We start from the raw sequence: 23,365 nt of genomic DNA, 5'->3' as shown, positions 1-23,365 counted from the left end.
ACCGTTCCCCTAGTAATTGAGTTCCTGTTCTTTGACGATCTTGAACGCCTTGTTTCCCTTGACAAAACCCGGAAGTCCGAAAAATTTGAGTATCCCGTGGATCCGGCCCGAAAGCATGTCGTCCTCGTCCTGGTCCAGCATGAGTATGTCGCCGACCTTCATGTCGAGAAGCTGACGTCCGGTGATCTGCGTCGTGCCGAACGTGACGTTCAGATCGACGGGCGTCTCCATGAGCCGGTCCCGGAAACGGGAAATCCAGGCATGGTCGATTTCCAGACGCTCGGTCTGGAAGGCGGCATACAGCTTCGACCTGATGGGCTCTATGGTGGCATACGGCAGTGCCAGAACCATGGACCCCAGGGCGTTTTCCAGTTCCACCTCGAAAGAGATGACCACCACCACGTCACTGGGCGGGACGATGGTGGCGAACTGCGGGTTGATCTCGGAGCGCAGCAGTTCGATGCTGACCTCGTGCACCGGGCGCCAGGCGTCTTCCAGGTTGGCCAGGATGATCTTGACCACCTTGACGATGATGGACTGCTCGATGGGCGTGAAATCGCGCCCCTCGATCTTGGGCTGGCTGCCTGCGCCGCCAAAAAAATTCTCCACCAGGGAAAACACCAGCCTGGTGTCGACCACCAGCAGCGCGTTGCCGCGCAGGGGGTCGATCTTGAAGATGTTGATGCTCGTCGGCACGGGCAGCGAGCGCATGAAATCCCCGAACTTGGACATGTCGATGGAGATCGGGTTCACATCCACCCGCTTGCGCATGGTGTTGGCCAAGGCGCTGGTGCAGAGTCTTGAGAAGCGGTCGTTTATGATCTCAAGCACAGGCATGCGACCGCGGATGATCCGGTCCTGATTGGCCAGATCAAAGGCCACGAAGCCCTTCGTGTCAACGGCCACCTCTTCTTCGGTCTCGATCTCCCCGCCCGAGATTCCCCGGAGCAGGGCATCGACCTCGTCCTGATTGAGGATCTTGCTCATATGCTGCCTACCAGTCGCTTACTGGACCACGAATTCCGTAAAATAGACATTGCGCACCTTGTTCTTGCCGATAATCTGGTTCAGTCGGCTGACGATGTCGTTTTTCAGCTCGATCTTCTTGTCCATGCTGCTGATATCGGCAAAGGACTTGCTGGAAAGCAGGAGCAGCAGGGTATCCTTGACCTTGGGCATGGCCGCGGTCAATTCCGCCGCCACCGCCGCGTTGGCCACTTCAACATCCAGCGTGGTTTTCAGGTATCTACGCCCCATGGGATCGGACAGGTTGACCACAAAAGAGTCAAGAGTCACCAATTGTCCGCCCTGCTCGGCCTCGGCCTTGTGTTCCTCGGCACCTTCGGCGGTTGCGTTCTCGGCGGTTTCCCCTGCCGTCTTCGGCTGCAGAAAGAACTTCCACGCCGCAAAACCACCCCCACCCAGAACGCCAAGGACAACGAGCGCTATGATAATGAGCTTGAGCTTGCCGCCCTTTTTCTTTTCAACCTTTTCCGGTGTCGCCGCTTTTTTTTCGGCCATATATTCCTCCTTTTTGATCCATGCGAAAAACGGGCCTAAAGATACGTTCTTCCCGTGGTTTTGAGTAAAATCTCCACTCTCCTGTTCTTGGCCCGGCCTTCCGGAGTGGTATTGTCACCCAGGGGAAAAGCCTCGCCGTAGGCGGAAACGGAAAAACGCCCGGGATCGAAACCCTGCTGCAAAAAGAAACTCAGCACGGACATGGCCCGCTCCGAGGACAGCATGTAGTTGTCTTTTTGACCCGCCGGGACGTTGTCCGTGTATCCAGCCACATTGATCGGCATGGTCACGGTGGCCAGAAAGCGGGAGAACTCCGACAGAAGCTTGCGGCTGTCCTGGGTCAAGGCACTTTCTCCAACGTCAAAAAGGAGACCGTCGGAGAGAACGAGAGCGATTCCCTCGGGCCTCACCAGAATTCGCAGATTCTCGTCAAGGGTGCTCCTGGCCATGCCTTCGGGCATGACCTCGTCCGGAAAAAGCAAATCCTTGATGCGTTGCGGATCGTGCAGGGCTTCGGCCGGGTTCTCGATGATCACATTCATGAACTCGAACCGGGTCGTCAGCTTGCCCGCCCCTTTTTTCGGAGCCAGCCCCATGTCGCCCACGAAGTGGGAGACCACGTCGCGCAGTATGGACTTGTCCATGGACGACATGGACAAAAGCAACACAAAGAAACTCAGCAGCAGGGTCATGAGATCCGCAAAGGTGACCAGCCAAGACGATCCCGGCGAATCGAGTTCGGCGCGTTTTTTCCTGCGTGCCATCAGGGTTTTCCCGGCAGGTCGAAGCGGAACAGAAAATCCTTGATCCGGTAGCTGTCCGTAGGCTTTTGAGCGGAGTCTTCGCGCACGGCCTGGGCCGCCATCTCATGGCTCCAGCTGCCGATACGCCGATCCAGGGTGATTTCAACCCGCCGATTGGTCAGCCTCTCGCCAGGGTCCTCGGTGGTCACGCGTGGCCGAAAACGGCCAAAAGCCTCCAGGCGCAGCTTCTCGGGCTCGACGCCCGTCTCGACGAAATACTTGTACACGGCCATGACCCGCGCCAGGGAGAGCTCCCAGGAGAAATCGACCTTGATCCACGGCTTGGCCAGATAGTCAGGGCCAAATTCGTCCATGCCGCCCGAGGCGTGCCCAGACAATCCAAGAGGATGGGCGCTTTCCATGACCACGGGACGCAGACGGTCCAGAAGCGACCGCCCTTTCTCCGTGAGTTCCGAGGAACCTGGGGCAAAAAGGGCATCGGCCCCGATGGACAGCCGCTGCATGAAGCGGTTGGATTCGAAGCGCAGATCCTTGTCCGGGTCTTCCCAAAGATGCTCCTTGACCGGCGAGAGATCCTTGAAAACGTTGATGGGCCCGGGGTCGACCTGGGTCCTGGTATCCACCGTGGTCAGATCGCTCATGCTCGGCGCGCCAGTGCCGAAGGTACCGGAAACGGAACCGATGGCGACTTTGCGTTTGTAGATGTCCGTGAGGGAGGCCATGGACACGAGCACAATAAAAAACGTCATCAGCAGGGTGACCAGATCCGAAAAGGTGATCATCCAGGACGGAAGCCCCGGTTTCGCTTGCTCGGTTTTCGCCCTCTTACTGATCATGCTCTTCCCCCGTCCAGACTCAGGACCTGACCTTGCGCTCCTTGGGAGGCAGGTAGCTGTTCAGCTTCTCTTCGAGAATGCGCGGGTTCTCCCCCCTGGAAATGGACATGATCCCTTCCAGGATCATGGTCCGGATCAGGACTTCCTCGCGGCTGCGCGCCCGCAGCTTGCCAGCCATGGGGTTGAAAACGAGATTGGCGAGGATGGCGCCGTAGAAGGTGGTCAAAAGGGCCACGGCCATGGCCGGACCGATGGTGCTCGGGTCGTTCATGCGCTTGAGCATGAGCACAAGGCCTATGATGGTGCCGATCATGCCCATCCCGGGTGCCAGGGTCCCAAAAGTCAGCAGTATCTCGGCGCCTTTCAGGTGGCGCTCCTCAAGACACGAGATTTCGGTCTCCATGATTTCCTGGATGAGCTGCGGATCAAGGCCGTCCACGGTCAATTGCAGGCCCTTGCGCAAAAAATCGTCGGGAATGTTCTTCAGGTGCGCTTCCAGGGACAGGATTCCCTCGCGCCGGACCCGGGTTGCGTAGTCGACAAACTGGGCGATGAGCGCCGCCGGGTCGTCGGCCTTGGACATGAACGTCTTCCTGATGATGCGGGCCACGCCAAGAACGCTCTCCAGGGGATGGGTCACCAGCACCGCGCCGATGGTGCCACCGACCACGATGAGCAGTGAGGAAAAATCCAGAAAAAGAAAGCCGTCACCACCCAGAGCGGCGATGACCAGCCCGAAGGCGACCAAAATTCCGATGATTGTGGCCAGATCCATAAAACATCCGTCCCCAGGGCCGTTAGTTTGAGCCGCGTTCTCCAAATATTCTGGTGCCAATGCGCACCAAGGTCGCTCCTTCCTCGATAGCCGCCTCGAAATCCCCGGTCATGCCCATGGACAATTCAGGCAGGGCAAGGCCGAAGCCTGTGCGCAAGGTTTCGGCAAGTTCCCTCAAACGGGCGAAATAGGGACGCGCCCGATCGGGATCATCAAAAAAAGGAGGCATGAGCATGAGTCCCCGCCAGCGCAGATTCGTGCCGCGCGCCAGAAATTCCGCCAAAGGCGGCAACTCCGACTCCAGAATGCCGCTTTTCTGCTTTTCCTCGGCCAGATTGACCTGCACCAGCACGTCCTGGACCACATCCATCGCTTCGGCCTGACCATGCAACGAGCGGGCCAGTTTCAGGGAATCCACCCCGTGAATGAGGTCGAACCGGCCGACCACGCTCTTGACCTTGTTGGTCTGCAGATGCCCGATGAGATGCCAGGAAATCTCACGCGGCAGGATGGCCATCTTGCCGAGGGCCTCCTGCACGTAATTTTCGCCGAACATGGGCTGTCCGGCCTCGAAAAGAGTCCGGATGTCGTGGGCGGAATGCAGCTTGGAGACGGCCAGCAGACGCGCGTCGGCCGGGTCCCTTCCGGCCCTGCGGGCGGCCGCGGCCATCTGCTCCAGAACTTTTTGCCACCGGTCGGTGATGCCTGGCTGATCCATGGATGCTCCCCCTGCCCTAGGACCCAAGGCCCAGGGAAGTCATGAACTGACCGTCCTCGGTCCAGCCTTCGCGCACCTTGACCCAGAGTTCCAGATGCACCTTCGTGCCGAGCAAGGTCTTGAGTTCCTGCCGGGCCTGCTGGCCGACAACTTTCAGATTCTGCCCCTGCTTGCCCACGATCATGCCCTTGTGACTGTTTTTTGACGTATAGATCATGGCCCCGATCATGGTCATGTTCTGTTCCGGCAATTCTTCCCAGGTTTCGATTTCGACGGCCACGTTGTAGGGCAGCTCCTGGTCCAGAGCCAGGAAAAGCTTTTCACGGATGATCTCCGAGGCCATGAACCGGACCGACGCCGTGCTCAGCTGATCTTCGGGAAAGAGCGCCGGACTGAGCGGCAGGAAGTTGCGGATCACGGCCAGAAGGGCGTCAACGCCAACCCCGGTGCGGGCCGAGATGGGCACCAGTTCCACTCCGGGCCAACGCTCGGCGCAGTCGGCCAAAAGTCCGAGCAGGCGCTCCTTGGGCTTGATCTGGTCGACCTTGTTCAAGGCCACGGCCATGGGAACGCCAAGAGAACCGATCCGGGCGGCCAGGGGACGCAGGTCACGCTCCAGGGCTTTTTCGTTGCCAGCATAGCGGGAGCCGTCGAGGAACAGGATGACTCCGTTGGCCTCCTGCAAAGCGCCCCAGGCGGCATCGACCAGAAAACGGTTCAGCTTGCCGCGCGCGGTATGGACGCCGGGGGTGTCCAGAAAAATGATCTGCTCTTCGGCGGTAGTGTGAATCCCGGTGATGCTGGTGCGGGTGGTCTGGGGCTTGGGAGAGACAATGGCGATCTTTTCGCCAAGGACCTTGTTCAAAAAAGTGGATTTTCCCGCATTGGGAGGCCCGACTAGGGCGATGAATCCTGCTCGATAGGTAGGGGACATGGGTTCCATATGATCTTTGTAAAAGGATACCGACGGGTTGAAATTCAGCCTCGGGGAAGCATTCGGGATTTGCGGGAATTATCCCTTGCCCTGCGCTTCGGAATCTGGATATAGCCCCCAAACATTATGGGCAAGGACTTAATCATCGTAGAATCACCCGCCAAAATCAAAACCATCAAAAAGTTTTTGGGCGGCGGGTATGAAGTGGAAGCATCCGTGGGACACGTGCGTGACCTGCCGACCAAAACCCTGGGCGTTGACGAAGACAACGACTTCGCCCCGGACTATCAGATAATCCCTGGCAAGGCCAAGGTCGTCAGCAAGCTCAAATCCGCCGCCAAGGCCGCGGACACGGTCTATCTGGCCCCGGACCCCGACCGCGAGGGGGAAGCCATCGCCTGGCACGTGGCCGAGATCATCCGGACGGCCAACCCCAACGTGAAGCGCATTCAGTTCAACGAGATCACGGCCAAGGCCGTCAAAGAGGCCCTGGCCAACCCCACGGAACTGCGCAAGCCCCTTTTTGACTCCCAGCAGGCCAGGCGCATCCTGGACCGCCTGGTAGGCTACAAGATTTCTCCGCTGCTCTGGAAAAAAGTCAAACGCGGTCTGTCCGCCGGGCGTGTCCAGTCCGTGGCCCTGCGTCTCATCGTGGACCGCGAACGTGAGCGCCAGGCCTTCATCTCCGAAGAATACTGGCTCTTCAAGATCACGGTCCAGGGCGAAACGCCCCCGCCCTTCGATGCCGACCTGTGGAAAGTGGACGGGGAAAAGCCCGTCATCGGCGACGAAAAGACGGCTCTGGCACTGGAGAGCCGCGTCAGCGGACTGCCCTACGTGGTCCAGAACATCGTCGAGAAGGAACGCCAGCGCCACCCGCGCCCGCCGTTCATCACTTCCACCCTGCAGCAGGACGCCAGCAACAAGCTCGGCTTCAACGCCAAACGGACCATGTCCGTGGCCCAGCGCCTCTATGAGGGCGTGGAGCTTGGCGAACGCGGAACCACGGCGCTCATCACCTACATGCGTACCGACTCGGTGCGCATTTCCGATGAAGCCCGGGACGGCGCCCGCGAGTGGATCATCAGCACCCTTGGGCCGGAATTCTATCCCGCCGAGGCCCGAGTCTACAAAAGCAAGGGCAGCGCACAGGACGCGCACGAAGCCATACGTCCCGTCGATCCGAGCCTGACTCCCGATTCCATCAAAAACAACCTGCCGCCCGAACAGTACAAGCTCTACAAGCTCATCTGGGAGCGCTTCATGGCCTCGCAGATGGCTTCCGCACGCTTCTGGGACACGGTAGCCACCATTGAGAGCGGCCCGGTCCTGTGGCGCGCCAAGGGCGAACGGCTCGTCTTCCCCGGATTTCTGAGGATCTGGCCCCAATCCTCGGACAGCCAGAGCGCCCTGCTGCCGAAACTTGTGGCCGGGCAGGAACTGAGCCTTGAGAAACTGCACAAGGAACAGAAATTTACCCAGCCCCCGGCACGTTTCTCCGAAGCGTCCCTGGTGCACAAGCTCGAAGAACTGGGCATCGGCCGTCCCTCGACCTATGCGGCGATCATCTCGACCCTGACCGAGCGCGACTACGTCCACATCGAGGAAAAACATTTCCAGCCCACGGATCTTGGCGTCATTGTCTGCGATCTTCTGGTGGAGCATTTCGCCCACCTCATGGACGCCGGATTCACGGCGCGCATGGAAGAAAGCCTCGACCATGTCGCCGAGGGCGAATCGGACTGGGTCGCCCTGCTCCGGGATTTCACCCTGGACTTCAACCCGACCCTGGACAAGGCCCGCGAGAACATGACCCAGGTCAAGGCCGGCATGGACACCGGCCTGTCCTGCCCGCAATGCGAGGACGGACGACTGGTGGTCAAATTCGGCAAGAACGGAACCTTTCTGGGCTGCGCCAATTATCCCGCCTGTTCCTTCACCAGCAACTACATCCGCAACAGCGCCGGAGAAATCGAACTGGTCAAGGAAGAGGCTCCCGAAGAACTTGGTCCCTGCCCCAAGTGCGAAGACGGACGGCTGGTGGTCAAAAAAACCAAGACCGGCGGCAGATTTGTGGCCTGTTCCAACTATCCCGCCTGCCGCCACACCAAGTCCGTAAGCACCCACGTGGCCTGCCCCAAGGACGGATGTGACGGCGAGCTGGTCGAAAAAAACAGCCGCCGCGGAAAGCCCTTCTATTCCTGCAGCAAATATCCCAAATGCGATTACGCGGTCTGGGACTTTCCTGTAGCCAAGCCCTGTCCCCTGTGCGAATCCAAGATTCTGGTGCGCAAGGAGACCAAGGCCAGAGGAGTGCACCTGGCCTGCCCGGTCAAGGATTGCGGATACTGGGAAAAAGAGGACTAGCTTAGGCCGCCGCGCATGCAGACCCTGTATTTCTTCAGAAACTCCACCGGGTTGTAGCTGAGCTTGGCCTTGCGCAGCCCTTCGTCGCCAAGGTCCTGCTCACGATTCACGATCTGAAAACCCTGGCAGCACCGCTCCAGAAAAATCTGGTTGATGGCCTGGTACACCCCCTTGAAATTAGGGCATCCCTTCTCAAAATGGATGACCACGGTCGTATCGTCCAGAGCCTCCGCGATGGTGTAGGCGATCATCTTTTCATCGACCACAAGTCCGCCGCCGATAAGTCCTTCCAGCCTTGACCAGTCATGCATGACCTTGACGATGGCCCGGTTTTCCGCGTCCAGGGTCTGATCGTTTTCGCTGTTGCGCCACAAGAACCAATCCGTCTGCAGGGCCAGAGCGAATTCCACGGTTTTTTCATCCAGAGGCACGAACTTCGCGTCATGGTCGCGCATGAACTGGTTGAGCAGATTCTTCTTGTTGTGGAATTTTCGGCCCTTGAGTTCGGTCAACTCACCAACATCATACAGATAATCCCAGTGTTCCCGGCACTCCTCCACCTCAACCCCAGGCAACCGCTGCTCCCAGATGAGCTTCAATTCCTCGGGGATGCGGATGAAACAGGTGCTCTGCGGCAGATCGTCCTGCAAGGCGGCCCAGTCGGCCTTCTCCCAATCACCGACCGGAGCCCAGTACATGGTCTGCGGAAAAGTCTGCCTGATGAGTACGTAGTCATCCCTGAAAGACCACTCCAGGCCGTACTCCCGGCCCCAGCCCCAGAGGTTGATGAAACTGTAATCCGACGGCTTCTGGGCGCACTGCGCCAGACGCCGGTTATATTCTTTCTGCCCGTCAAGAGTGATGGGGCGAAACGATTTTTCCATGGGTCCTTCCGATATAAGTTACGCAACAATTACGGTCATTTTGATCAGATTTAAAAACTCAAGAAATCAAAGCTCTTGCAGTTGAGGAAAAAACAATTATACTTTGTAACCCGTGGATGTCAAAGCACGTCACCCCAATTTTCCGGAAGCATGAAACTTATGTCAGATACCCAGGCCGCCTGGAAACTCAAAGCTCCGGCTCCCGAAGCCGCTCAAAACCCCGCCCAACAGCGAGACATCGCCGAACGCCTTGAAGTGAGCCCCCTGCTGGTCCACCTGATGTCCCTGCGCGGTCTGGCCAACGAATCCGACATGGACAAATTTCTGAGCCCCGGGCTTCGCTATCTGCATCCGCTGGACAAATGGCCCGGCATCGAAGCCGGGGCGGCTCTGATCTGCAAGGCCGTCGAGGAAAACCGCAGGATCGCTGTCTGGGGAGACTACGATGTGGACGGAATCACTGCCACAACGCTGGTCAAGGACTTCATGGCCCGGCGGGGCGTTGAAATCAGTCATTACATCCCCGACAGACTGGACTTCGGTTACGGGCTGCATGTGGATGGCATCCGCGAGTTGGCAGCCCAAGGGATCGGACTTCTGCTGACCGTCGATTGCGGCATCGCCAACAACGAGGAGATTCGCGAAGCCAGGGCGCTTGGGATGCAGGTCATCGTCACCGACCATCATCTGCCCGGCCAGGAACTGCCCGAAGCCGAAGTCATCATCAACCCCAAGCTCGAAGGATGGCCCACTCAGAACCTTGCCGGAGTCGGAGTGGCCTTTCTGCTCATGGGCGCGGTCAACCGCCTCCTCCCCGGGGCCGCGGCGGACATCCGCGATTTTCTTGACCTGGTCGCCCTGGGCACAGTCGCCGACGTTGTCCCCCTGGATGAACAGAACAGAATTCTGGTCAAGAACGGCCTTCTGCTGATCAAGGAAGGACGCCGTCCCGGCATCCAGGCTCTGAAAGAAATCAGCGGTCTTGCGCCGGACGACAATGTGGGCACGGGCTCCATAGGCTTTGCTCTTGCGCCCCGCATCAATGCCGCGGGCCGCATCGGCGATCCGGATCTTGCCGTCCGCATGCTGCTGGCGAAAGATCCGGAAGAAGCAAGGCAACTCGCCACAAAGCTCGACAAGCTCAACGCCAAACGCAAACTCGAAGAACAGCGCATCCTTGAAGAAGCCATCGCCCAGGCCGAGTCGCAGCTTCACCTGCCTGGTCTGGTGCTGCATTCCGAACACTGGCACTCAGGCATCATCGGCATCGTGGCCTCACGCATCGTGGAGCGCTTTCATCGCCCGTGCCTGATCCTGACCAAGGAGAACGGAATCTTCAAAGGCTCTGGCCGTTCCACTCCCGCCTTCGACCTGTACCAGGCCCTCTTGTCCTGCAAGCAGTGCCTCTACAAATTTGGCGGACACCGGCAGGCAGCGGGACTCAAGCTGGAACCCTTCCAACTGGCGAATCTGAAAAACCTTTTTGCCTGGGCCGTGGAAGAGCAACTGGGATCCAACCCGGCCCCGCCGGTCCTTGAACTGGACGCGGAACTGCCCTTCGCCCTGATCACGGCCACATTGCTCAAGGAACTCGAACTGCTTCAGCCCTTCGGCCAAGGCAACCCCAGACCTATTTTCCTTTCTCCGCCCCTGAACATACTCAAGCACCGTTTTTTCAGCCAGAAAAAACATCTGGAGCTGCATCTGTCCGACTCAAGTGACGGCACAAACATGCGCGCCGTGGCCTGGAGACAGGGCGAACGCTGGCAGGATGCCTCTTTCACGGGCAGGCAGATTAAAATCGCCTACACACCGCGCCTGTCGAAATTCAACGGCTTGCAACAGATCGAACTGGCCGTGCAGGATATCCTGTCTCTGGAATGAGCGCGCTTTTCTTTATCGCCAAAAACACGTAGACAGCAGCGAAAATCACGGAGGAACATATGAAAGCCCTCAAAAATTTATTGATTATTCTCGTACTGTTAAGCACAGGATGTGCGGCATTGGTAGTCGGAGGGGCGGCAGCCGTCGGAACATATACGTATGTCGCTGGGATGTTGCAGCGAACCTACAACGCCAATCTGGACACCACGTATCAGGCCACACTGGCCGGTTGCGAAGCTCTTGGGCTGCCCGTTCAAGACAGGCAAAAGCAGCTCAGCAAGGCTTCGGTCAAGGTCGTGGACGGGGACAGGGATGTCTGGATATCGCTTACTGCCCAAAGCTCCACCACTACCGAAGTCTCGGTACGGGTCGGGTATCTTGGCGACGAGCTTGCGTCGCGGCGCATTCACGAAGCAATTCAGGCCCGATTGTAAAACGAAAGCCCCCGATCACCGGGGGCTTGACTTGAACTTTTTCGCCGCCTTGCCCTTCAAACCCAGGCAAAACGCATGGCCTGCATGAAGGCGGAACCGAAATCCTCCCTTTCCACCAGACCTTCCACGACCACCCGGCCGGGCAAGCAGGCCAGCCAGGCACGGATATCCTCCCGCTCCAGCGCCAGAACAGTTCCCGCCAGGGCCGTGTTCCCGGCCACCTCGATTTTTTCGCGCCAAGCCTCCGGCAAGAACCCAAGCGTAATCAAGTCAGAGGGATCTGCGTGTTCTCCCAGCGCCCCGGCCAGATAAATCCGCGCCACGTCACCTTCCAGCAATCCCGCGCGCCGGACCAGGCTGCGCAGGGCCACGTTGACTCCCGCCTTGGCTTTGAGAAATTCTTCGATATCACGCTCCGCCACGAATACCCCCGGTTCAAGGTCAAGGATACGACCGAGCCGGTGCGTACGAATGCGTTCTGATATCTTGCGGGCCAAAGGCATCGTCGCGGCTTGAAAATGGCCGGCCTCATCGAGCACGCCAAGACGCCGCAGCAAAGCCAAGATCGAGGCGTAGCCAGTTCCGGAGATCCCGCTCAAGGGCGTACCGACCCATTGCAGCCCCGAGGGGCCGAGGGCGACGCGACTGAGCACACGTTCACCGGCCGTGGCTCCGCAGCACAGGCCCACGCCTTCGATGGCCGGTCCCATGGGAACGCTGCATGCAAAAAAATGCTCTACATCAAGCGCCAGAACGAATTCCCCGTTCGTGCCAAGGTCGGCAAGGAGAAACGGATATTCCGGCTCAAGAGTTGAAATATGGGCCAGACCCGCGCTGATGTCGGCCCCGATAAAAGGGCTGAGCAATGGCGGGATATAGGCGGCAGGCAAGTCGCCATCAATGCTGACCGTCTCGCCGCCCTGCCAGGGCAGGCTGTAGGGTGCGTAGGCCAACCCTCCGAGCGGAACATCCAGAAGAGTCGCGATCATGGTGCTGTTGCCGCACACGGCCAGAGAAACGGCACCGCTGCGACGCACCAAATCCCCGAGAACCCGGATGACCGACTGACGCAGATGGGCGCGTGCCGAATCCGAAGAGAGCGCGTATCTGAGCCGGGACATGACTTCGCTGCCGACGCCCATCTGCGGATTGATCGTGGCAAACTCAGGACTGTGCCCAGCCTTGGAACTCAGCGACCATTTTATGCGAGTCGTGCCGATATCAACGGCCAGGGACTCACCTCGCGAGCCGGCAAGCGTCGCTGGAGCAAAGTCGGGCACCTCGATGCCGCACGACTCCAGCACCACATGCTTGCAGGCCAGTCTCCAACCTTGCTCCAGTTCTTCGACGTCAAGCCTCGACTGATCATCCGCGCACGGCGCGGGAGGGGAGTCCAGAAAGCGGATTCTGCACTTGCCGCAAAGCCCCGTACCTGCGCACAGCTCACGGCCCTGGCTGATGCCGGTCTCAAAAAGCAGGTGCAAAAAAGACTGCCCAGGCTTGGCCTGAGCGGCAACCGCAATTGCTCCGGCCTGATGGATAACAACTTTCAACACAGCAAAAGCCGTTTCCCATCGCCGCGCGGCGGCTCCACGACCCCGATCTCGGCCGCCATTTCGCCGCCATCACGCAGCCACGCACGCACGTCACCGAGCAACTCAGGCGGCACGCCAAGGAGCATTCCGCCTGAAGTCTGCGCATCATACATAAGATCAAGCAACACGGGATCAAGTGCGGACGAGGCTTCAACCGTCTTGTGGCAAAAATGCTTGTTGGCGTGACTGCCAAGGGGCAAAAGACCTACCCGGGCCAAATCAAGGGCGTGATCCATGATGGGCACGGAAGAGACGTCTATCGATATGGAACAATCCGAGGCTGTGGCCATCTCAAGAGCATGCCCCCCAAGACCGAAACCGGTGATGTCCGTTGCGGCCTTGAGCCTGAATCTGGCAACCGCTTCACCCGGAACACGGTTGAGACGTGACGCCCAGCGGTACACATCATCCTCAAATCCGTCACATCCCTCCCAATTCCCTTTGATGGCCGTTGCCAAAACGCCTGTGCCGATGGGCTTGGTCAAAATAAGGACATCTCCAGGGCGCAGGCCAGCGTTAGTGGCATATCTGTCGGGATCGACAAAACCTGAGACCGACAATCCGTATTTGATCTCTTTGTCCTGGACGCTGTGTCCGCCAACCAGCATGGCTCCGGCCTCCTGGACCTTGAGCAGCCCGCCGCGCAGGATTTCGCGCAGTATGGAAACATCCATGGTCGCAATGGGAAAACACACGATGTTCATGGCCACATACGGAACACCGCCCATGGCATAGACGTCGGAAAGCGAATTGGCCGCCGCGATTTGGCCGAACCTGAACGGATCGTTCACGATAGGCGTAAAAAAATCCAGAGTCTGAACCAACGCCTTGCCGTCGGGAAAACGCACGATGGCTGCGTCCTCGCTGTTTCCCATTCCGGCGAGAATCCGCTCATCACTCTCGAAATTCAGTCCAAGCAATGCCTGCTCCAAGTCCCCTGGAGCCAATTTGGCAGCTCAACCTGCTGCGCTTACCGTTTGAACCAGTGGCGTATTTTTCACGGTTTAGACCTCACAGCGATGTTCTGGGCGTTGTTCTTTAAAAATTCTATCAGCTTGATGGCAGCAGGAAACAGGGATCTCTTCCTGTTGAAAACGACATGGAAGGACCGCTCCATCTGCAAACCGGGAAGGTCAACGGCCACCAAGGCTCCTGTCGCAAGCTCGTCGTGGATGGTGATGGCGGAGGTGATGGAAGCGCCCATGCCGGCAGAAAGACAGCGAGACATGGCACCGGCGTTGCGAACCATGATGACCGTCCGCAAGGAATGAATGTCGATACCGAACTTGGCGATGCTCTCGGCCATGGCCACGCGCGTCCCGGAGCCTTCCTCGCGCATCACCCATGGCAGGGCTCGCAAAAGATCATCCTCCGAAAGATGGCGATGTTTTGCGTAGAGTGCCGGAGTCATGGCCAGGACAAGGGAATCGCTCGCAATCTTTTCATAGTGAAGGTCGGGAGATTCAAAAACAGCGCCGACCACCCCAAGCATTAGTGCGTTGTCACGTACTTGCGTAACGATATCCTCGGAGTCGCCTATGCGCAAATCCATTATCACTTCCGGGTATTTCTGCCAAAATTTTGCAAGAATTTCCGGCATGATGTAATTTGCAGGAATGGTGCTTCCGCCCAGATCGAGTTTGCCGGTAATGCGATCCTGAAGCTTTCTAAGCTCGGAAATCGCCAATTCGGAGGCTTCAAAAATCTTTTTGGCATGCTCATAGAGCACTTCCCCGGCTTTTGTAGGAACGACACTGCGGCCGATTCGGTCAAAAAGCTGCACTTCAAGTTCCTGCTCCAGCGAAGCAACATGAGCACTGATTGTCGGCTGAGAAAGGTACAGCGACTTTCCCGCCTTGGAGAAACTGCAGTGTTCGTAAACCTTTGAAAATGCCTCAATTTTGCGAATATCCATATATACCCATTCCTAGTATAGATAAAAACAATGCATCATGGCAAAAAATAAGGCAGCCAGGCTGCCTTATTTATTTATGTCTGTCTAAGCTTCTTCAGTAGCTTCCGGGGCTGCGGCCTCGGAACCGGCTGTTTCAGCAAACTTGTCGCTCAAACGGGTGAATTCGATAAGAGCCATGGGGGCGCTGTCGCCAACACGAGGAATACCGAACTTGACGACTCTGGTGTAACCACCGGGAACTTCCTTGAAGCGGGGACCAATTTCATCGAACAGCTTTTTTACACTGTGATGGCTTCCCAGAACCGTAAAGGCCTGCCTGCGAGCATGCAGGGTATCCTGAAGTGCCATCGTGATGAGCTTGTCAGCAAAGATGCTCAGTTCCTTGGCTTTGGCTTCAGTCGTACGAATCCGCTCATGTTCTACCAAAGAGCGAGCCATATTTTTCATCAGGGCCTTGCGGTGCTCCCACGTGCGACCCAGTTTTCGACCAGCTTTTCTATGCCTCATCTTCTTCGTTCCTCTTTAACCAATCCTGGTACAATTCGTCAAAATTATCGACTCTGATTCCGAAATCCAGTCCCATGCTCTCAAGAACCCGGCGAATGTCTTCAAGAGACTTGCGACCGAAATTCTTGGTCTTCAGCAGATCAGCCTCGGTCTTTTGAACCAGTTCGCCAACAATATGGATGCCGGCGCTTTTGAGGCAGTTGCTAGCTCTTACGGGAAGTTCAAGATCTTCGATGTTCTTGAAGAGATTTTCGTTGATCTTGTCCTGGGGCTTGGATTTGGCCTTCTCGATATCAGCCGAGCCTTCATCGAAATTGATGAAAACAGTCAACTGCTCTTTCAGAATCTTGGCGCTGAAAGCCAAGGCATCATCCGGAGTGATGGAACCGTCGGTCCAAACCTCGATGATCAATTTGTCATAATTGGTCATCTGCCCGACACGAGCCTGCTCCACTGCGTAAGCAACCTTACGGATGGGGGAAAAGCTCGAGTCAAGGGTGATAACACCGATCTCGCTGTCCAAGTCCTCGTGCATCTCGGCGGGGACATATCCCTTGCCCATGCGAAACTCGAGGTTCATGACCAGATCGATATCTTCGGACAGAGTCGCGATATGCAACTCAGGATTGAGTATCTTAATATGCTGATTTTCAACAATTGCAGACGCCGTGACTTCGCCTTTGGCATTGGCGATGAGCTGAACCCGCTGTGGCTCGGGAGTGTTCATAGCCACACGCAATTGTTTCAAGTTCAGAACTATGTCGGTGACGTCTTCATTGACGCCGGGAATGGTCGTGAATTCATGCTGGATGCCCTGAATATTGACCGACACCGGAGCCGCGCCCTGAAGAGAAGAAAGAAGAACCCGGCGCAATGCGTTTCCGATCGTAGTGCCAAAACCTCTTTCCAGAGGCTCACACACGAATCGACCGTACATATCATTGCACTTCGGATCTTTTTCAAGTTGTTCCGGCCTGACAAGCTCTGCCCAATTTCGGACGTAAACTTTTTTGTCTCCGCTATACGTAGAACTCATGTTTACCGCCCTTTATTTGGAGTAGAGTTCGACAATCAACTGCTCTGTCATGGGGAACGTGATATCTTCCCTGGTGGGAAGAGCCTTTACGGATCCCTTGTAGGCAGGAGCATCAATCTCAAGCCATGCAGGTACGCCGCGACGCGCGACAACTTCCAAAGCTTCGGTGATGACAAGGTTCTTCTTGGTACGGTCACGCACCTCGAGAACATCACCGGACTTCATCTGAATCGAAGGCACATTGACGCGACGTCCATTGAGCGTGAACAGACCATGGCGAACCATCTGACGAGCCTGGCTGCGCGAATTGGCGAAGCCGAGCTTGTACGCAACGTTGTCAATACGCGTTTCAAGCAACATCAGCAAATTGGTACCGGTGATTCCCTTGCGGCGCTCAGCTTCCTCGAAATATCTGCGGAACTGACCTTCAAGAATACCGTACATCTTCCTTACTTTCTGCTTCTCGCGAAGCTGCAAGGCGTAATCGCTGGGTTTTTTGCGAGCCTTTCCATGATCGCCGGGCGCGTAGGCGCGACGTTCGAAAGCACACTTATCAGTATAACATCTATCGCCTTTGAGAAAGAGCTTTCCGCCTTCTCTACGGCATATTCTGCACTTAGGGCCTGTATATCTAGCCAAGGTAAATTCCCCCTATACTCTACGACGTTTGGGCGGACGGCAGCCGTTATGCGGAATGGGAGTCACGTCGCGGATGAAAGCGACACGCAAACCTACAGCATTGATTGCACGCATTGCGGACTCGCGTCCAGAGCCAGGTCCCTTCACAAGAATGCCAACAGAGCGCATTCCGCACTCCATGGCCTTGCGGGCGGCAGTTTCAGCGGCCTTCTGGGCAGCGAAAGGGGTGTTCTTACGGGAACCCTTGAAACCGGAAGCGCCGGAACTCGCCCAGCTGATTACGTTACCCGTCGGATCAGTGAAGGTAATAATCGTATTATTGAAGGTGCTGTTCACATGAGCAATACCCGTAGGGATATTTCTCTTTTCCTTTTTCTTTATTACTCTCTGCGGTCTTGCCATTTGTCTGTCTCCACCCAGTTACTTTTTCTTCTTACCAACAATGGCTCTGCGTGGGCCCTTACGAGTGCGCGCATTGGTATGCGTGCGCTGACCACGACATGGCAAGCCGCGCCTATGTCTCAAACCTCTGTAGCAACCGATATCCATAAGACGCTTGATATTGGCCACGATCTCACGGCGCAAATCGCCTTCGACCTTATGACTGGCTTCCAATTCTTTACGAAGCGTGTTGATATCATCACTAGTGAGATCGTCACTGTTTTTAGTCCAATCAATACCTGTAGCATCAAGGATTTTAAGAGCTGTAGCTCGGCCGATGCCATAAATATATGTCAATGCAATATCTAGCCTTTTGTTTCTCGGCAAATCTACACCAACTAATCTTGCCACAATATCCCCCTATCCTTAACCCTGTCTTTGTTTATGCCGCGTATTGTCACAAATCACTCTAAGCACGCCTTTGCGCTTGATAACTTTGCATTTGGGACAAATTTTGCGAACTGAAGGTCTAACTTTCATTGAATCCCCCGAAGATTTTCAATTGAAACTCAAGCCAATTTACATTTGGCTGAGAATAAATGGTCCGTCCTTGGTGATGGCCACCGAATGTTCAAAATGAGCAGATAGGCTTCGATCTTTGGTTACTGCGGTCCAACCGTCGGAGAGGATTTCGACTTGGTCGGTACCAATTGCAACCATTGGCTCAATGGCAATCACCATTCCCGGCTTCAAAGGCAATCTTGAGCTATTCTTGGGCACGAAATTGGGGACTTCTGGCTTCTCATGAAGCATCCTGCCGATTCCATGACCAACAAATCGCTTTATAACGGAAAACCCTTGAGCCTCAACCCGTTCCTGTACAGCCCGTGAAACATCGTAAAGGTCATTTCCCGGAACGGCCTGCTCGATTCCCAATTTGAGGGAATCCAAGGTGACTTCCAGTAAATGGGCCGCGCCCTCACTGATGCTTCCTACAGGAAAGGTCCTTGCGGTATCTCCGTAAAAACCCTGAAACTTAACGCCAAAATCAATGGATACTATGTCACCCTCAAGAAGTTCTCGCTTGGACGGAAATCCATGCACGATCTCTTCGTTGACGGAGCAGCAAAGGGCATATGGGAATCCCAGATAGCCCTTGAATGCTGGAATAACATCAAAAGCAGCGCACAGCTCTATAGCTTTTTCTTCCAATTCCCAGGTCGTTACTCCGGGGGCAACCAAGCAGCCAACTTCATTGAGAATGTTGGCCGCTATCCGGTTGGCTTCTCGCATGACGGCAATTTCCTGCGTATTTTTCAGGAAAATGCCCCTATGTTTTTTCAACCTTGCCTGCCCTTGATTTTTGCCTTGGCAAGCAGGCCGTCATATCGTCCCGAAATGAGATGCGACTGTACCTGAGACATGGTGTCCATGGCCACACCGACAACAATCAGCAGGGATGTTCCACCGTAATAAAAGGGGACATTGAACTGCTTCATAAGGACCATGGGCAAAACACAGACGAGCGAGATATACAAAGCTCCCCATAAAGTCAAACGGGTCAAAACCTTGTCGATATACTCGTTCGTCTTGAACCCAGGGCGAATACCAGGGACAAAAGCCCCTTGTTTCTTTAGATTTTCGGAAATTTCCTTGGGATCAAAAACAATCGCCGTATAAAAAAAGCAGAAAAATACGATGAATGCAACGAAACAAATATTGTAAATAATTGAATCTGGCCTGAAATAATCAGACATCTTGTTCAATATTTCAACATTTGAAAAGTTGGCTATCGTCGCGGGAAACATCAGGATCGAAGATGCGAAAATGGGCGGGATGACTCCTGCCGTATTTATCCGCAACGGCAGATGACTCGTCTGCCCTCCATACATTTTCCGTCCGACCATTCGTTTGGCGTAATGGATGGGAATCCTGCGCTGGGCACGCTCCATGAAAGTGATGCCTACCAGAACCCCAGCCATGACGACGACAACCAGCAGTACCGTAAAAAGGGAAACGTCACCGGCCGTGAAAAGCCGGTAGGACTTCCCAATACCGCTGGGCAGACCGGAGATGATACCAGCGCAGATGATCAGGCTGATACCGTTGCCGATCCCCTTCTCCGTGATTTTTTCCCCCAGCCACATGATGAACACAGTGCCTGCGGTAAGAGTCAGAACGGTGATGAGCCGAAATCCCCAGCCCGGCATGTAAACAATGGAAGCCCCAGTGGGGCTTGTCATCGTTTCAACACCAATGGAGATTCCAAGACCCTGGATCACGGATATCAACACCGTTCCATATCGCGTATACTGGGTAATTTTCTTCTTCCCCGCAGCGCCTTCTTCCTTGCTCAGCCTTTTGAGTTCAGGACTGACCACTGTCAAAAGCTGCAGGATGATCGAAGCGGAGATGTAAGGCATAATCCCAAGTGCAAATATGGACAGATTCATCAAGCCGCCGCCCGAAAACATATCGAACAGCCCGAAAAGGGTGTTTTGTGCGTTGGCAAAAAAATCTGCTAGAGCATTCCCGTCAACACCTGGTATCGGCAGATGAACACCTACTCGGAAAACAGCCAACAGGAGAAAAGTCCATAAAAACTTGCTTTTCAGCTCTGACATACCCGTGTTTGCGCCTTTGGATATACTCACATTACTATCCTTCGATCGAAATGGCTTCGCCACCTGCTGCAGTGATTTTTTCCACAGCCTGCTTGCTGAACTTGTGAGCAGTGATCTTGAGCGCCTTGACAGCTTCACCGTCGCCAAGAATCTTGATCGGCTGATCGCGATCAACAAGACCGGACAGATACAAATCTTCGATCAGCACTTCGGCCTTATCTGCAAAGGCGGAATAAACGGTCGAGAGATTGAGGGTCTGGTAGGTGACGCGAAAAGGGTTCTTGAAGCCACGCTTCGGCAGTCTGCGATAAAGGGGCATCTGGCCGCCTTCAAACCCTGCGCGTACACCGCCACCAGTGCGGGCATTCTGACCCTTGTGACCTTTGCCTGAAGTTCCGCCCTGGCCCGAAGCAGTGCCGCGGCCCAATCTTTTCACCTTGGCGCGTTCCTCGGGATATGGATACAATTCATGCAGGTTCATTATTGAATAACCTCTACAAGATGCTTGACTTTATTGATCATCCCTCGAACACATTCATTGTCGGGAAGAGTGCGGACCTGGTTGAGCTTGGTAAAACCAAGAGCCTTTACAGTTCTTTTCTGCACGGGGCTCTGGGTGATGAGGCTCTTAGTCAGTTTGATCTTAATCATAACTTCACCTATTTTCTCTTGATGGTGAGAGTTTTGCCTCTCATCCGTCCGACGAGTTCGGCGCTGCGCAGGGAACGAAGTCCGGCGAATGTAGCGCGAAGCACATTGTGCGGATTGTTCGTTCCAATGGCCTTGGTCAGGATGTCATGAACGCCAGCGGCTTCCATGACGGCACGGACGGGCCCGCCGGCAATGATTCCGGTACCTGCCGAGGCAGGTTTGAGCATTACGTGACCTGCGCCAAAATTCCCCAGTACTTCGTAAGGGATGGTACCATCGAGAAGTTCAACCTTCTGCATATCCTTGCGAGCCCTGTCGGTGGCCTTCTTGATGGCATCGGGAACCTGGTTGGCCTTACCAAGGCCGAACCCAACCGTTCCCTTTCCGTCACCGACAACGACTAATGCGCTGAAGCTGAATCGACGGCCACCCTTGACAACTTTGGCGACGCGATTGAGATAGACAATTTTCTCAATGAGTTCAAATTCGTTTTGTTGCATGGATGTCCTCGATTAAAAATTTAAGCCGCCTTCTCGGGCTCCATCGGCAACGGCTTTGATCCGGCCATGGTATACGAAGCCGTTGCGATCAAAGACCACGGAAGTGATGCTCTTCTTGATCGCTTCTTCGGCAACCTTCTTTCCTACCAGCTTGGCATTCTCGACAGTCAGACGAATATTGTCGCCTTCGAGGCTCAGTGTTGAAGCGGATGCCAATGTTGCGCCGGCCAAGTCGTCAATTATCTGCGCGTAAATATGCTTGCTGGAGCGAAAAACAACAAGTCTAGGCCTTTCAGGCGTACCGTTGATCTTTTTACGAATCCGCATCTTGCGTTTTTTACGGGCTTCATCTCTTGATAATTTCATAGCTTATCCTATTTCTTGCCGCCGGATTTGCCGGCCTTGCGACGGATAGTCTCATCGGTATATTTGATACCCTTGCCCTTATATGGCTCAGGCGGACGAACCCGGCGAATCTGAGCCGCGACTTCGCCGACAGCCTGCTTGTCACATCCGGAGATGGTAAGCTTGCTGCCTTCGGCCTTGGCCTGAATTCCGGCGGGCAACGCAAAGTTGACCGGATGAGAAAAGCCGACATTCAGCACTACGGTATTGCCCTGAACGTTGACCTTGTAACCAACGCCAATGACTTCGAGAGTCTTCTCGAATCCGCTGGTGACGCCGGTCACGGCATTGGCAAGCAGTGTTCTCCGCAAGCCATGCTGCTGGCGGGCGATCCGGCTGTCGTCAACAGGATTAACGGAAACCGTATTATTGTCGACACTGACTGCGATGGCAGGATGATTGGCAAGAGTAAGAACCCCCTTGGGTCCTTTCACTTCAATCCCGCTTTCCGCGATTTTAAGATCAACACCACCAGGGATGCTGATCGGCATTTTTCCTACTCGAGACATAGCGATCTCCTACCAAATCTCACAAAGAAGTTCGCCGCCAACGCCGATTTCGGCAGCCTGTTTTCCCTCGAGCACACCCTTGGAGGTGGACAAAATGCAAATTCCAAGACCATTTTGCACAGAAGGAATGCTCTTTGCACCCACATAAATACGACGACCCGGCTTGCTGATTCTCTTCAAGCCGGCAACGACAGCCTTATTTTCATGGTATTTCAAATTAACCAGTAAGGCATCATTCTCAAGGGCATATCCATTGATATAGCCCTCTTCGTTCAATATTTTGAGCAGCGCCTCGCGGGTGCGGCTGGGAGTAATAGAAACAGTTGAATGCATAGCTTTGTATGCATTACGAATTCGAGTCAATAAATCTGCAATAGGATCTATGACAGACATGAGCGTACCTCATTTACCAGCTAGATTTTCTTACGCCAGGCAGTTCACCGGCAAGGGCCATATTCCTGAAGCAGATTCTGCAAATGCCGAACTTGCGCATGAAGGCTCTGGGCCGACCGCAAATGGGACATCTGTTATACTGGCGTGTGGAAAATTTGGGCTTCCGCTGAGCCTTGACCATCAAAGATGTACGAGTCAAGTTACACTCCTCCTTACTTCTTGAAGGGCATTCCAAGAAGCTTCAAAAGCATCTTGCCTTCTTTGTCAGTCTGGGCAGTAGTTATAACAGAAATATTCATACCCACTGCTTTTTCGATCCTATCAATCTCGATTTCGGGAAAGATAGTATGTTCCTTAATGCCAAGGGTATAATTTCCGCGGCCATCAAAACCTCTGTCCGGTACTCCCCGGAAGTCGCGGACTCTGGGAAGCGCAATGGTCAAAAGCTTCTCCAGAAAAGCCCACATTCTGTCTCCTCGAAGCGATACCCGGCAGCCTACAGGCATTCCCTCACGCAGCTTGAACGCAGCGATGGATTTCTTTGCCCGTGTTACAACGGCCCGCTGACCAGCAATCAGAGACAAATCGCGTACAGAATCCTGTATGATTTTGTTATTCTGGCTACCTTCACCCAGTCCCATATTCAATGAGACACATTTAATCGAAGGAATCTGCATCACCGACGTGTAGTTGAATTCCTTCGAGAGTTCAGGAGCGACTTTATCTTTGTAGATCTTTATGAGACTACTCATTGCTGCACCTTAACTGATCGTTTCATTGCATTTTTTGCAATAACGAACTTTCTTGTTATCGTCAGTAAACTTATAACCAACTCTTGTCGGCTTTGAGCAAGCGTTGCACACCAACTGAACGTTAGAAACGTCAACAGGCATTTCCTTCTCAACGATTCCGCCAGGCTGGTTGTTATAAGGATTGGGCTTGGTGTGTTTTTTCACCATATTAGCCTTCTCGACAATAACCTGCTTTTTGCTGCGAAGAATTTTGACAACCTTGCCGATCTTACCTTTGTCTTTTCCGACAAGAATCATCACATTGTCATCTTTGTGAATTTTCCAGACATGAGTAGACATAG

Annotated in this window: 31 protein-coding genes; 3 read left to right on the top strand and 28 right to left on the bottom strand. The window is 54.9% G+C overall.

The annotated features are described in order from the left end of the window. Positions 1-9: 9 nt before the first annotated feature. Genes fliM through era form a run of 7 tightly spaced genes read right to left on the bottom strand, consistent with a single transcriptional unit; the run spans position 10 to position 5,548 of the window. A complete protein-coding gene (gene fliM, locus BMZ24_RS07110; RefSeq protein ID WP_092190681.1) occupies positions 10-987 on the bottom strand; it encodes a flagellar motor switch protein FliM in 978 nt (325 codons plus the stop codon). Positions 988-1,005: 18 nt separating this feature from the next. Continuing rightward, complete coding sequence (locus BMZ24_RS07105; RefSeq protein ID WP_092190679.1) at positions 1,006-1,521, bottom strand: flagellar basal body-associated FliL family protein; 516 nt, start codon at positions 1,519-1,521, stop codon at positions 1,006-1,008. Between the two features lie 35 nt (positions 1,522-1,556). Further along, a complete protein-coding gene (locus BMZ24_RS07100; protein ID WP_092190677.1) occupies positions 1,557-2,285 on the bottom strand; it encodes an OmpA/MotB family protein in 729 nt (242 codons plus the stop codon). Further along, on the bottom strand, positions 2,285-3,121 hold the full coding sequence (locus tag BMZ24_RS07095; protein WP_092190675.1) for an OmpA/MotB family protein: 837 nt from the start codon (positions 3,119-3,121) through the stop codon (positions 2,285-2,287). The genes BMZ24_RS07100 and BMZ24_RS07095 overlap by 1 nt, the downstream gene beginning before the upstream one ends. A gap of 19 nt (positions 3,122-3,140) precedes the next feature. Beyond that, positions 3,141-3,896 carry a motility protein A gene (locus tag BMZ24_RS07090; RefSeq protein ID WP_092190673.1) on the bottom strand — a complete coding sequence of 252 codons (756 nt, stop codon included), beginning with the start codon at positions 3,894-3,896 and terminating at the stop codon, positions 3,141-3,143. Positions 3,897-3,918: 22 nt separating this feature from the next. Further along, complete coding sequence (locus BMZ24_RS07085) at positions 3,919-4,614, bottom strand: YggS family pyridoxal phosphate-dependent enzyme (protein WP_092190671.1); 696 nt, start codon at positions 4,612-4,614, stop codon at positions 3,919-3,921. A 16-nt stretch (positions 4,615-4,630) separates the two neighbouring features. Further along, positions 4,631-5,548: a GTPase Era gene (gene era, locus BMZ24_RS07080; protein WP_092190669.1), complete on the bottom strand. Its 918-nt coding sequence runs from the start codon at positions 5,546-5,548 to the stop codon at positions 4,631-4,633. Positions 5,549-5,674: 126 nt separating this feature from the next. Between era and topA the strand changes: the two genes are divergently transcribed. Next, positions 5,675-7,915 carry a type I DNA topoisomerase gene (topA, locus tag BMZ24_RS07075; RefSeq protein WP_092190667.1) on the top strand — a complete coding sequence of 747 codons (2,241 nt, stop codon included), beginning with the start codon at positions 5,675-5,677 and terminating at the stop codon, positions 7,913-7,915. On the opposite strand, the gene BMZ24_RS07070 is transcribed toward topA, so the two are convergent. Further along, the gene (locus BMZ24_RS07070) at positions 7,912-8,799 is read right to left on the bottom strand and encodes a DUF2156 domain-containing protein (protein WP_092190665.1); all 888 of its coding nucleotides are present in this window, start codon (positions 8,797-8,799) and stop codon (positions 7,912-7,914) included. The two genes, topA and BMZ24_RS07070, sit on opposite strands and share 4 nt — an antisense overlap. A 150-nt stretch (positions 8,800-8,949) precedes the next feature. On the opposite strand from BMZ24_RS07070, the gene recJ reads away from it, so the two are divergent. Further along, positions 8,950-10,683: a single-stranded-DNA-specific exonuclease RecJ gene (recJ, locus tag BMZ24_RS07065; RefSeq protein WP_318779627.1), complete on the top strand. Its 1,734-nt coding sequence runs from the start codon at positions 8,950-8,952 to the stop codon at positions 10,681-10,683. Positions 10,684-10,742: 59 nt separating this feature from the next. Beyond that, the gene (locus BMZ24_RS07060) at positions 10,743-11,117 is read left to right on the top strand and encodes a DUF3568 family protein (protein ID WP_092190661.1); all 375 of its coding nucleotides are present in this window, start codon (positions 10,743-10,745) and stop codon (positions 11,115-11,117) included. Between the two features lie 56 nt (positions 11,118-11,173). Here BMZ24_RS07060 and BMZ24_RS07055 read toward each other — a convergent pair whose 3' ends face one another. The 20 genes from BMZ24_RS07055 to rplX form a co-directional block, all read right to left on the bottom strand. Further along, positions 11,174-12,673 (bottom strand): ASKHA domain-containing protein, encoded by a 1,500-nt coding sequence (locus BMZ24_RS07055; RefSeq protein ID WP_092190659.1) that lies wholly within the window; start codon positions 12,671-12,673, stop codon positions 11,174-11,176. Continuing rightward, positions 12,667-13,713 carry a selenide, water dikinase SelD gene (gene selD / locus BMZ24_RS07050; RefSeq protein WP_092190657.1) on the bottom strand — a complete coding sequence of 349 codons (1,047 nt, stop codon included), beginning with the start codon at positions 13,711-13,713 and terminating at the stop codon, positions 12,667-12,669. The genes BMZ24_RS07055 and selD overlap by 7 nt, the downstream gene beginning before the upstream one ends. Beyond that, positions 13,710-14,627: a selenium metabolism-associated LysR family transcriptional regulator gene (locus tag BMZ24_RS07045; protein WP_092190655.1), complete on the bottom strand. Its 918-nt coding sequence runs from the start codon at positions 14,625-14,627 to the stop codon at positions 13,710-13,712. Before BMZ24_RS07045 ends, selD begins: the two co-directional genes overlap by 4 nt. A gap of 84 nt (positions 14,628-14,711) precedes the next feature. After that, positions 14,712-15,134 carry a 50S ribosomal protein L17 gene (gene rplQ / locus BMZ24_RS07040; protein ID WP_092190653.1) on the bottom strand — a complete coding sequence of 141 codons (423 nt, stop codon included), beginning with the start codon at positions 15,132-15,134 and terminating at the stop codon, positions 14,712-14,714. Continuing rightward, positions 15,124-16,170, bottom strand: a complete 1,047-nt coding sequence (locus BMZ24_RS07035) for a DNA-directed RNA polymerase subunit alpha (RefSeq protein ID WP_092190651.1) — start codon at positions 16,168-16,170, stop codon at positions 15,124-15,126. The genes rplQ and BMZ24_RS07035 overlap by 11 nt, the downstream gene beginning before the upstream one ends. Positions 16,171-16,182: 12 nt before the next feature. Further along, the gene (rpsD, locus tag BMZ24_RS07030; RefSeq protein ID WP_092190649.1) at positions 16,183-16,809 is read right to left on the bottom strand and encodes a 30S ribosomal protein S4; all 627 of its coding nucleotides are present in this window, start codon (positions 16,807-16,809) and stop codon (positions 16,183-16,185) included. Between the two features lie 12 nt (positions 16,810-16,821). Beyond that, positions 16,822-17,211: a 30S ribosomal protein S11 gene (gene rpsK / locus BMZ24_RS07025; RefSeq protein WP_015774916.1), complete on the bottom strand. Its 390-nt coding sequence runs from the start codon at positions 17,209-17,211 to the stop codon at positions 16,822-16,824. Between the two features lie 18 nt (positions 17,212-17,229). Further along, on the bottom strand, positions 17,230-17,601 hold the full coding sequence (rpsM, locus tag BMZ24_RS07020; protein ID WP_015774917.1) for a 30S ribosomal protein S13: 372 nt from the start codon (positions 17,599-17,601) through the stop codon (positions 17,230-17,232). A gap of 15 nt (positions 17,602-17,616) precedes the next feature. Further along, positions 17,617-17,730 (bottom strand): 50S ribosomal protein L36, encoded by a 114-nt coding sequence (rpmJ, locus tag BMZ24_RS07015; protein WP_081434451.1) that lies wholly within the window; start codon positions 17,728-17,730, stop codon positions 17,617-17,619. A gap of 39 nt (positions 17,731-17,769) precedes the next feature. Next, positions 17,770-18,534 (bottom strand): type I methionyl aminopeptidase, encoded by a 765-nt coding sequence (map, locus tag BMZ24_RS07010; protein ID WP_092190647.1) that lies wholly within the window; start codon positions 18,532-18,534, stop codon positions 17,770-17,772. Continuing rightward, on the bottom strand, positions 18,531-19,814 hold the full coding sequence (gene secY, locus BMZ24_RS07005) for a preprotein translocase subunit SecY (protein WP_244150301.1): 1,284 nt from the start codon (positions 19,812-19,814) through the stop codon (positions 18,531-18,533). Before secY ends, map begins: the two co-directional genes overlap by 4 nt. 34 nt (positions 19,815-19,848) lie before the next feature. Next, entirely contained in the window at positions 19,849-20,295 is a 447-nt protein-coding gene (rplO, locus tag BMZ24_RS07000) for a 50S ribosomal protein L15 (protein ID WP_092190643.1), read from the bottom strand. Further along, positions 20,295-20,465, bottom strand: coding sequence for a 50S ribosomal protein L30 (gene rpmD, locus BMZ24_RS06995; RefSeq protein ID WP_092190641.1), 171 nt, complete (start codon positions 20,463-20,465; stop codon positions 20,295-20,297). Before rpmD ends, rplO begins: the two co-directional genes overlap by 1 nt. A gap of 8 nt (positions 20,466-20,473) precedes the next feature. Further along, on the bottom strand, positions 20,474-20,965 hold the full coding sequence (gene rpsE / locus BMZ24_RS06990; protein WP_015774922.1) for a 30S ribosomal protein S5: 492 nt from the start codon (positions 20,963-20,965) through the stop codon (positions 20,474-20,476). A 12-nt stretch (positions 20,966-20,977) separates the two neighbouring features. Then, entirely contained in the window at positions 20,978-21,331 is a 354-nt protein-coding gene (gene rplR, locus BMZ24_RS06985; protein WP_015774923.1) for a 50S ribosomal protein L18, read from the bottom strand. A gap of 8 nt (positions 21,332-21,339) precedes the next feature. Beyond that, entirely contained in the window at positions 21,340-21,879 is a 540-nt protein-coding gene (gene rplF, locus BMZ24_RS06980; RefSeq protein ID WP_092190639.1) for a 50S ribosomal protein L6, read from the bottom strand. Between the two features lie 9 nt (positions 21,880-21,888). Then, positions 21,889-22,272, bottom strand: a complete 384-nt coding sequence (gene rpsH / locus BMZ24_RS06975) for a 30S ribosomal protein S8 (RefSeq protein ID WP_015774925.1) — start codon at positions 22,270-22,272, stop codon at positions 21,889-21,891. A 13-nt stretch (positions 22,273-22,285) separates the two neighbouring features. Continuing rightward, positions 22,286-22,471 (bottom strand): type Z 30S ribosomal protein S14, encoded by a 186-nt coding sequence (locus BMZ24_RS06970; protein ID WP_015774926.1) that lies wholly within the window; start codon positions 22,469-22,471, stop codon positions 22,286-22,288. 13 nt (positions 22,472-22,484) lie between these two features. After that, on the bottom strand, positions 22,485-23,024 hold the full coding sequence (gene rplE, locus BMZ24_RS06965; RefSeq protein ID WP_092190637.1) for a 50S ribosomal protein L5: 540 nt from the start codon (positions 23,022-23,024) through the stop codon (positions 22,485-22,487). A 9-nt stretch (positions 23,025-23,033) separates the two neighbouring features. Further along, complete coding sequence (gene rplX, locus BMZ24_RS06960; protein WP_092190635.1) at positions 23,034-23,363, bottom strand: 50S ribosomal protein L24; 330 nt, start codon at positions 23,361-23,363, stop codon at positions 23,034-23,036. Positions 23,364-23,365 lie beyond the last annotated feature (2 nt).

The sequence above is a fragment of the Desulfomicrobium norvegicum genome (assembly GCF_900114595.1).
Lineage (GTDB): Bacteria > Desulfobacterota > Desulfovibrionia > Desulfovibrionales > Desulfomicrobiaceae > Desulfomicrobium > Desulfomicrobium macestii.
This window is presented reverse-complemented; position numbering and strand designations above follow the sequence as displayed.

What these genes read in the sequence shown, in the direction of transcription:
- fliM (WP_092190681.1), bottom strand. Translation starts at nt 987, where the DNA reads ATGAGCAAGATCCTCAATCAGGACGAGGTCGATGCCCTGCTCCGGGGA.
- BMZ24_RS07105 (WP_092190679.1), bottom strand. Translation starts at nt 1,521, where the DNA reads ATGGCCGAAAAAAAAGCGGCGACACCGGAAAAGGTTGAAAAGAAAAAG.
- BMZ24_RS07100 (WP_092190677.1), bottom strand. Translation starts at nt 2,285, where the DNA reads ATGGCACGCAGGAAAAAACGCGCCGAACTCGATTCGCCGGGATCGTCT.
- BMZ24_RS07095 (WP_092190675.1), bottom strand. Translation starts at nt 3,121, where the DNA reads ATGATCAGTAAGAGGGCGAAAACCGAGCAAGCGAAACCGGGGCTTCCG.
- BMZ24_RS07090 (WP_092190673.1), bottom strand. Translation starts at nt 3,896, where the DNA reads ATGGATCTGGCCACAATCATCGGAATTTTGGTCGCCTTCGGGCTGGTC.
- BMZ24_RS07085 (WP_092190671.1), bottom strand. Translation starts at nt 4,614, where the DNA reads ATGGATCAGCCAGGCATCACCGACCGGTGGCAAAAAGTTCTGGAGCAG.
- era (WP_092190669.1), bottom strand. Translation starts at nt 5,548, where the DNA reads ATGTCCCCTACCTATCGAGCAGGATTCATCGCCCTAGTCGGGCCTCCC.
- topA (WP_092190667.1), top strand. Translation starts at nt 5,675, where the DNA reads ATGGGCAAGGACTTAATCATCGTAGAATCACCCGCCAAAATCAAAACC.
- BMZ24_RS07070 (WP_092190665.1), bottom strand. Translation starts at nt 8,799, where the DNA reads ATGGAAAAATCGTTTCGCCCCATCACTCTTGACGGGCAGAAAGAATAT.
- recJ (WP_318779627.1), top strand. Translation starts at nt 8,950, where the DNA reads ATGAAACTTATGTCAGATACCCAGGCCGCCTGGAAACTCAAAGCTCCG.
- BMZ24_RS07060 (WP_092190661.1), top strand. Translation starts at nt 10,743, where the DNA reads ATGAAAGCCCTCAAAAATTTATTGATTATTCTCGTACTGTTAAGCACA.
- BMZ24_RS07045 (WP_092190655.1), bottom strand. Translation starts at nt 14,627, where the DNA reads ATGGATATTCGCAAAATTGAGGCATTTTCAAAGGTTTACGAACACTGC.
- rplQ (WP_092190653.1), bottom strand. Translation starts at nt 15,134, where the DNA reads ATGAGGCATAGAAAAGCTGGTCGAAAACTGGGTCGCACGTGGGAGCAC.
- BMZ24_RS07035 (WP_092190651.1), bottom strand. Translation starts at nt 16,170, where the DNA reads ATGAGTTCTACGTATAGCGGAGACAAAAAAGTTTACGTCCGAAATTGG.
- rpsK (WP_015774916.1), bottom strand. Translation starts at nt 17,211, where the DNA reads ATGGCAAGACCGCAGAGAGTAATAAAGAAAAAGGAAAAGAGAAATATC.
- rpmJ (WP_081434451.1), bottom strand. Translation starts at nt 17,730, where the DNA reads ATGAAAGTTAGACCTTCAGTTCGCAAAATTTGTCCCAAATGCAAAGTT.
- secY (WP_244150301.1), bottom strand. Translation starts at nt 19,814, where the DNA reads ATGTCAGAGCTGAAAAGCAAGTTTTTATGGACTTTTCTCCTGTTGGCT.
- rplO (WP_092190643.1), bottom strand. Translation starts at nt 20,295, where the DNA reads ATGAACCTGCATGAATTGTATCCATATCCCGAGGAACGCGCCAAGGTG.
- rpmD (WP_092190641.1), bottom strand. Translation starts at nt 20,465, where the DNA reads ATGATTAAGATCAAACTGACTAAGAGCCTCATCACCCAGAGCCCCGTG.
- rpsE (WP_015774922.1), bottom strand. Translation starts at nt 20,965, where the DNA reads ATGCAACAAAACGAATTTGAACTCATTGAGAAAATTGTCTATCTCAAT.
- rplR (WP_015774923.1), bottom strand. Translation starts at nt 21,331, where the DNA reads ATGAAATTATCAAGAGATGAAGCCCGTAAAAAACGCAAGATGCGGATT.
- rplF (WP_092190639.1), bottom strand. Translation starts at nt 21,879, where the DNA reads ATGTCTCGAGTAGGAAAAATGCCGATCAGCATCCCTGGTGGTGTTGAT.
- rpsH (WP_015774925.1), bottom strand. Translation starts at nt 22,272, where the DNA reads ATGTCTGTCATAGATCCTATTGCAGATTTATTGACTCGAATTCGTAAT.
- rplE (WP_092190637.1), bottom strand. Translation starts at nt 23,024, where the DNA reads ATGAGTAGTCTCATAAAGATCTACAAAGATAAAGTCGCTCCTGAACTC.
- rplX (WP_092190635.1), bottom strand. Translation starts at nt 23,363, where the DNA reads ATGTCTACTCATGTCTGGAAAATTCACAAAGATGACAATGTGATGATT.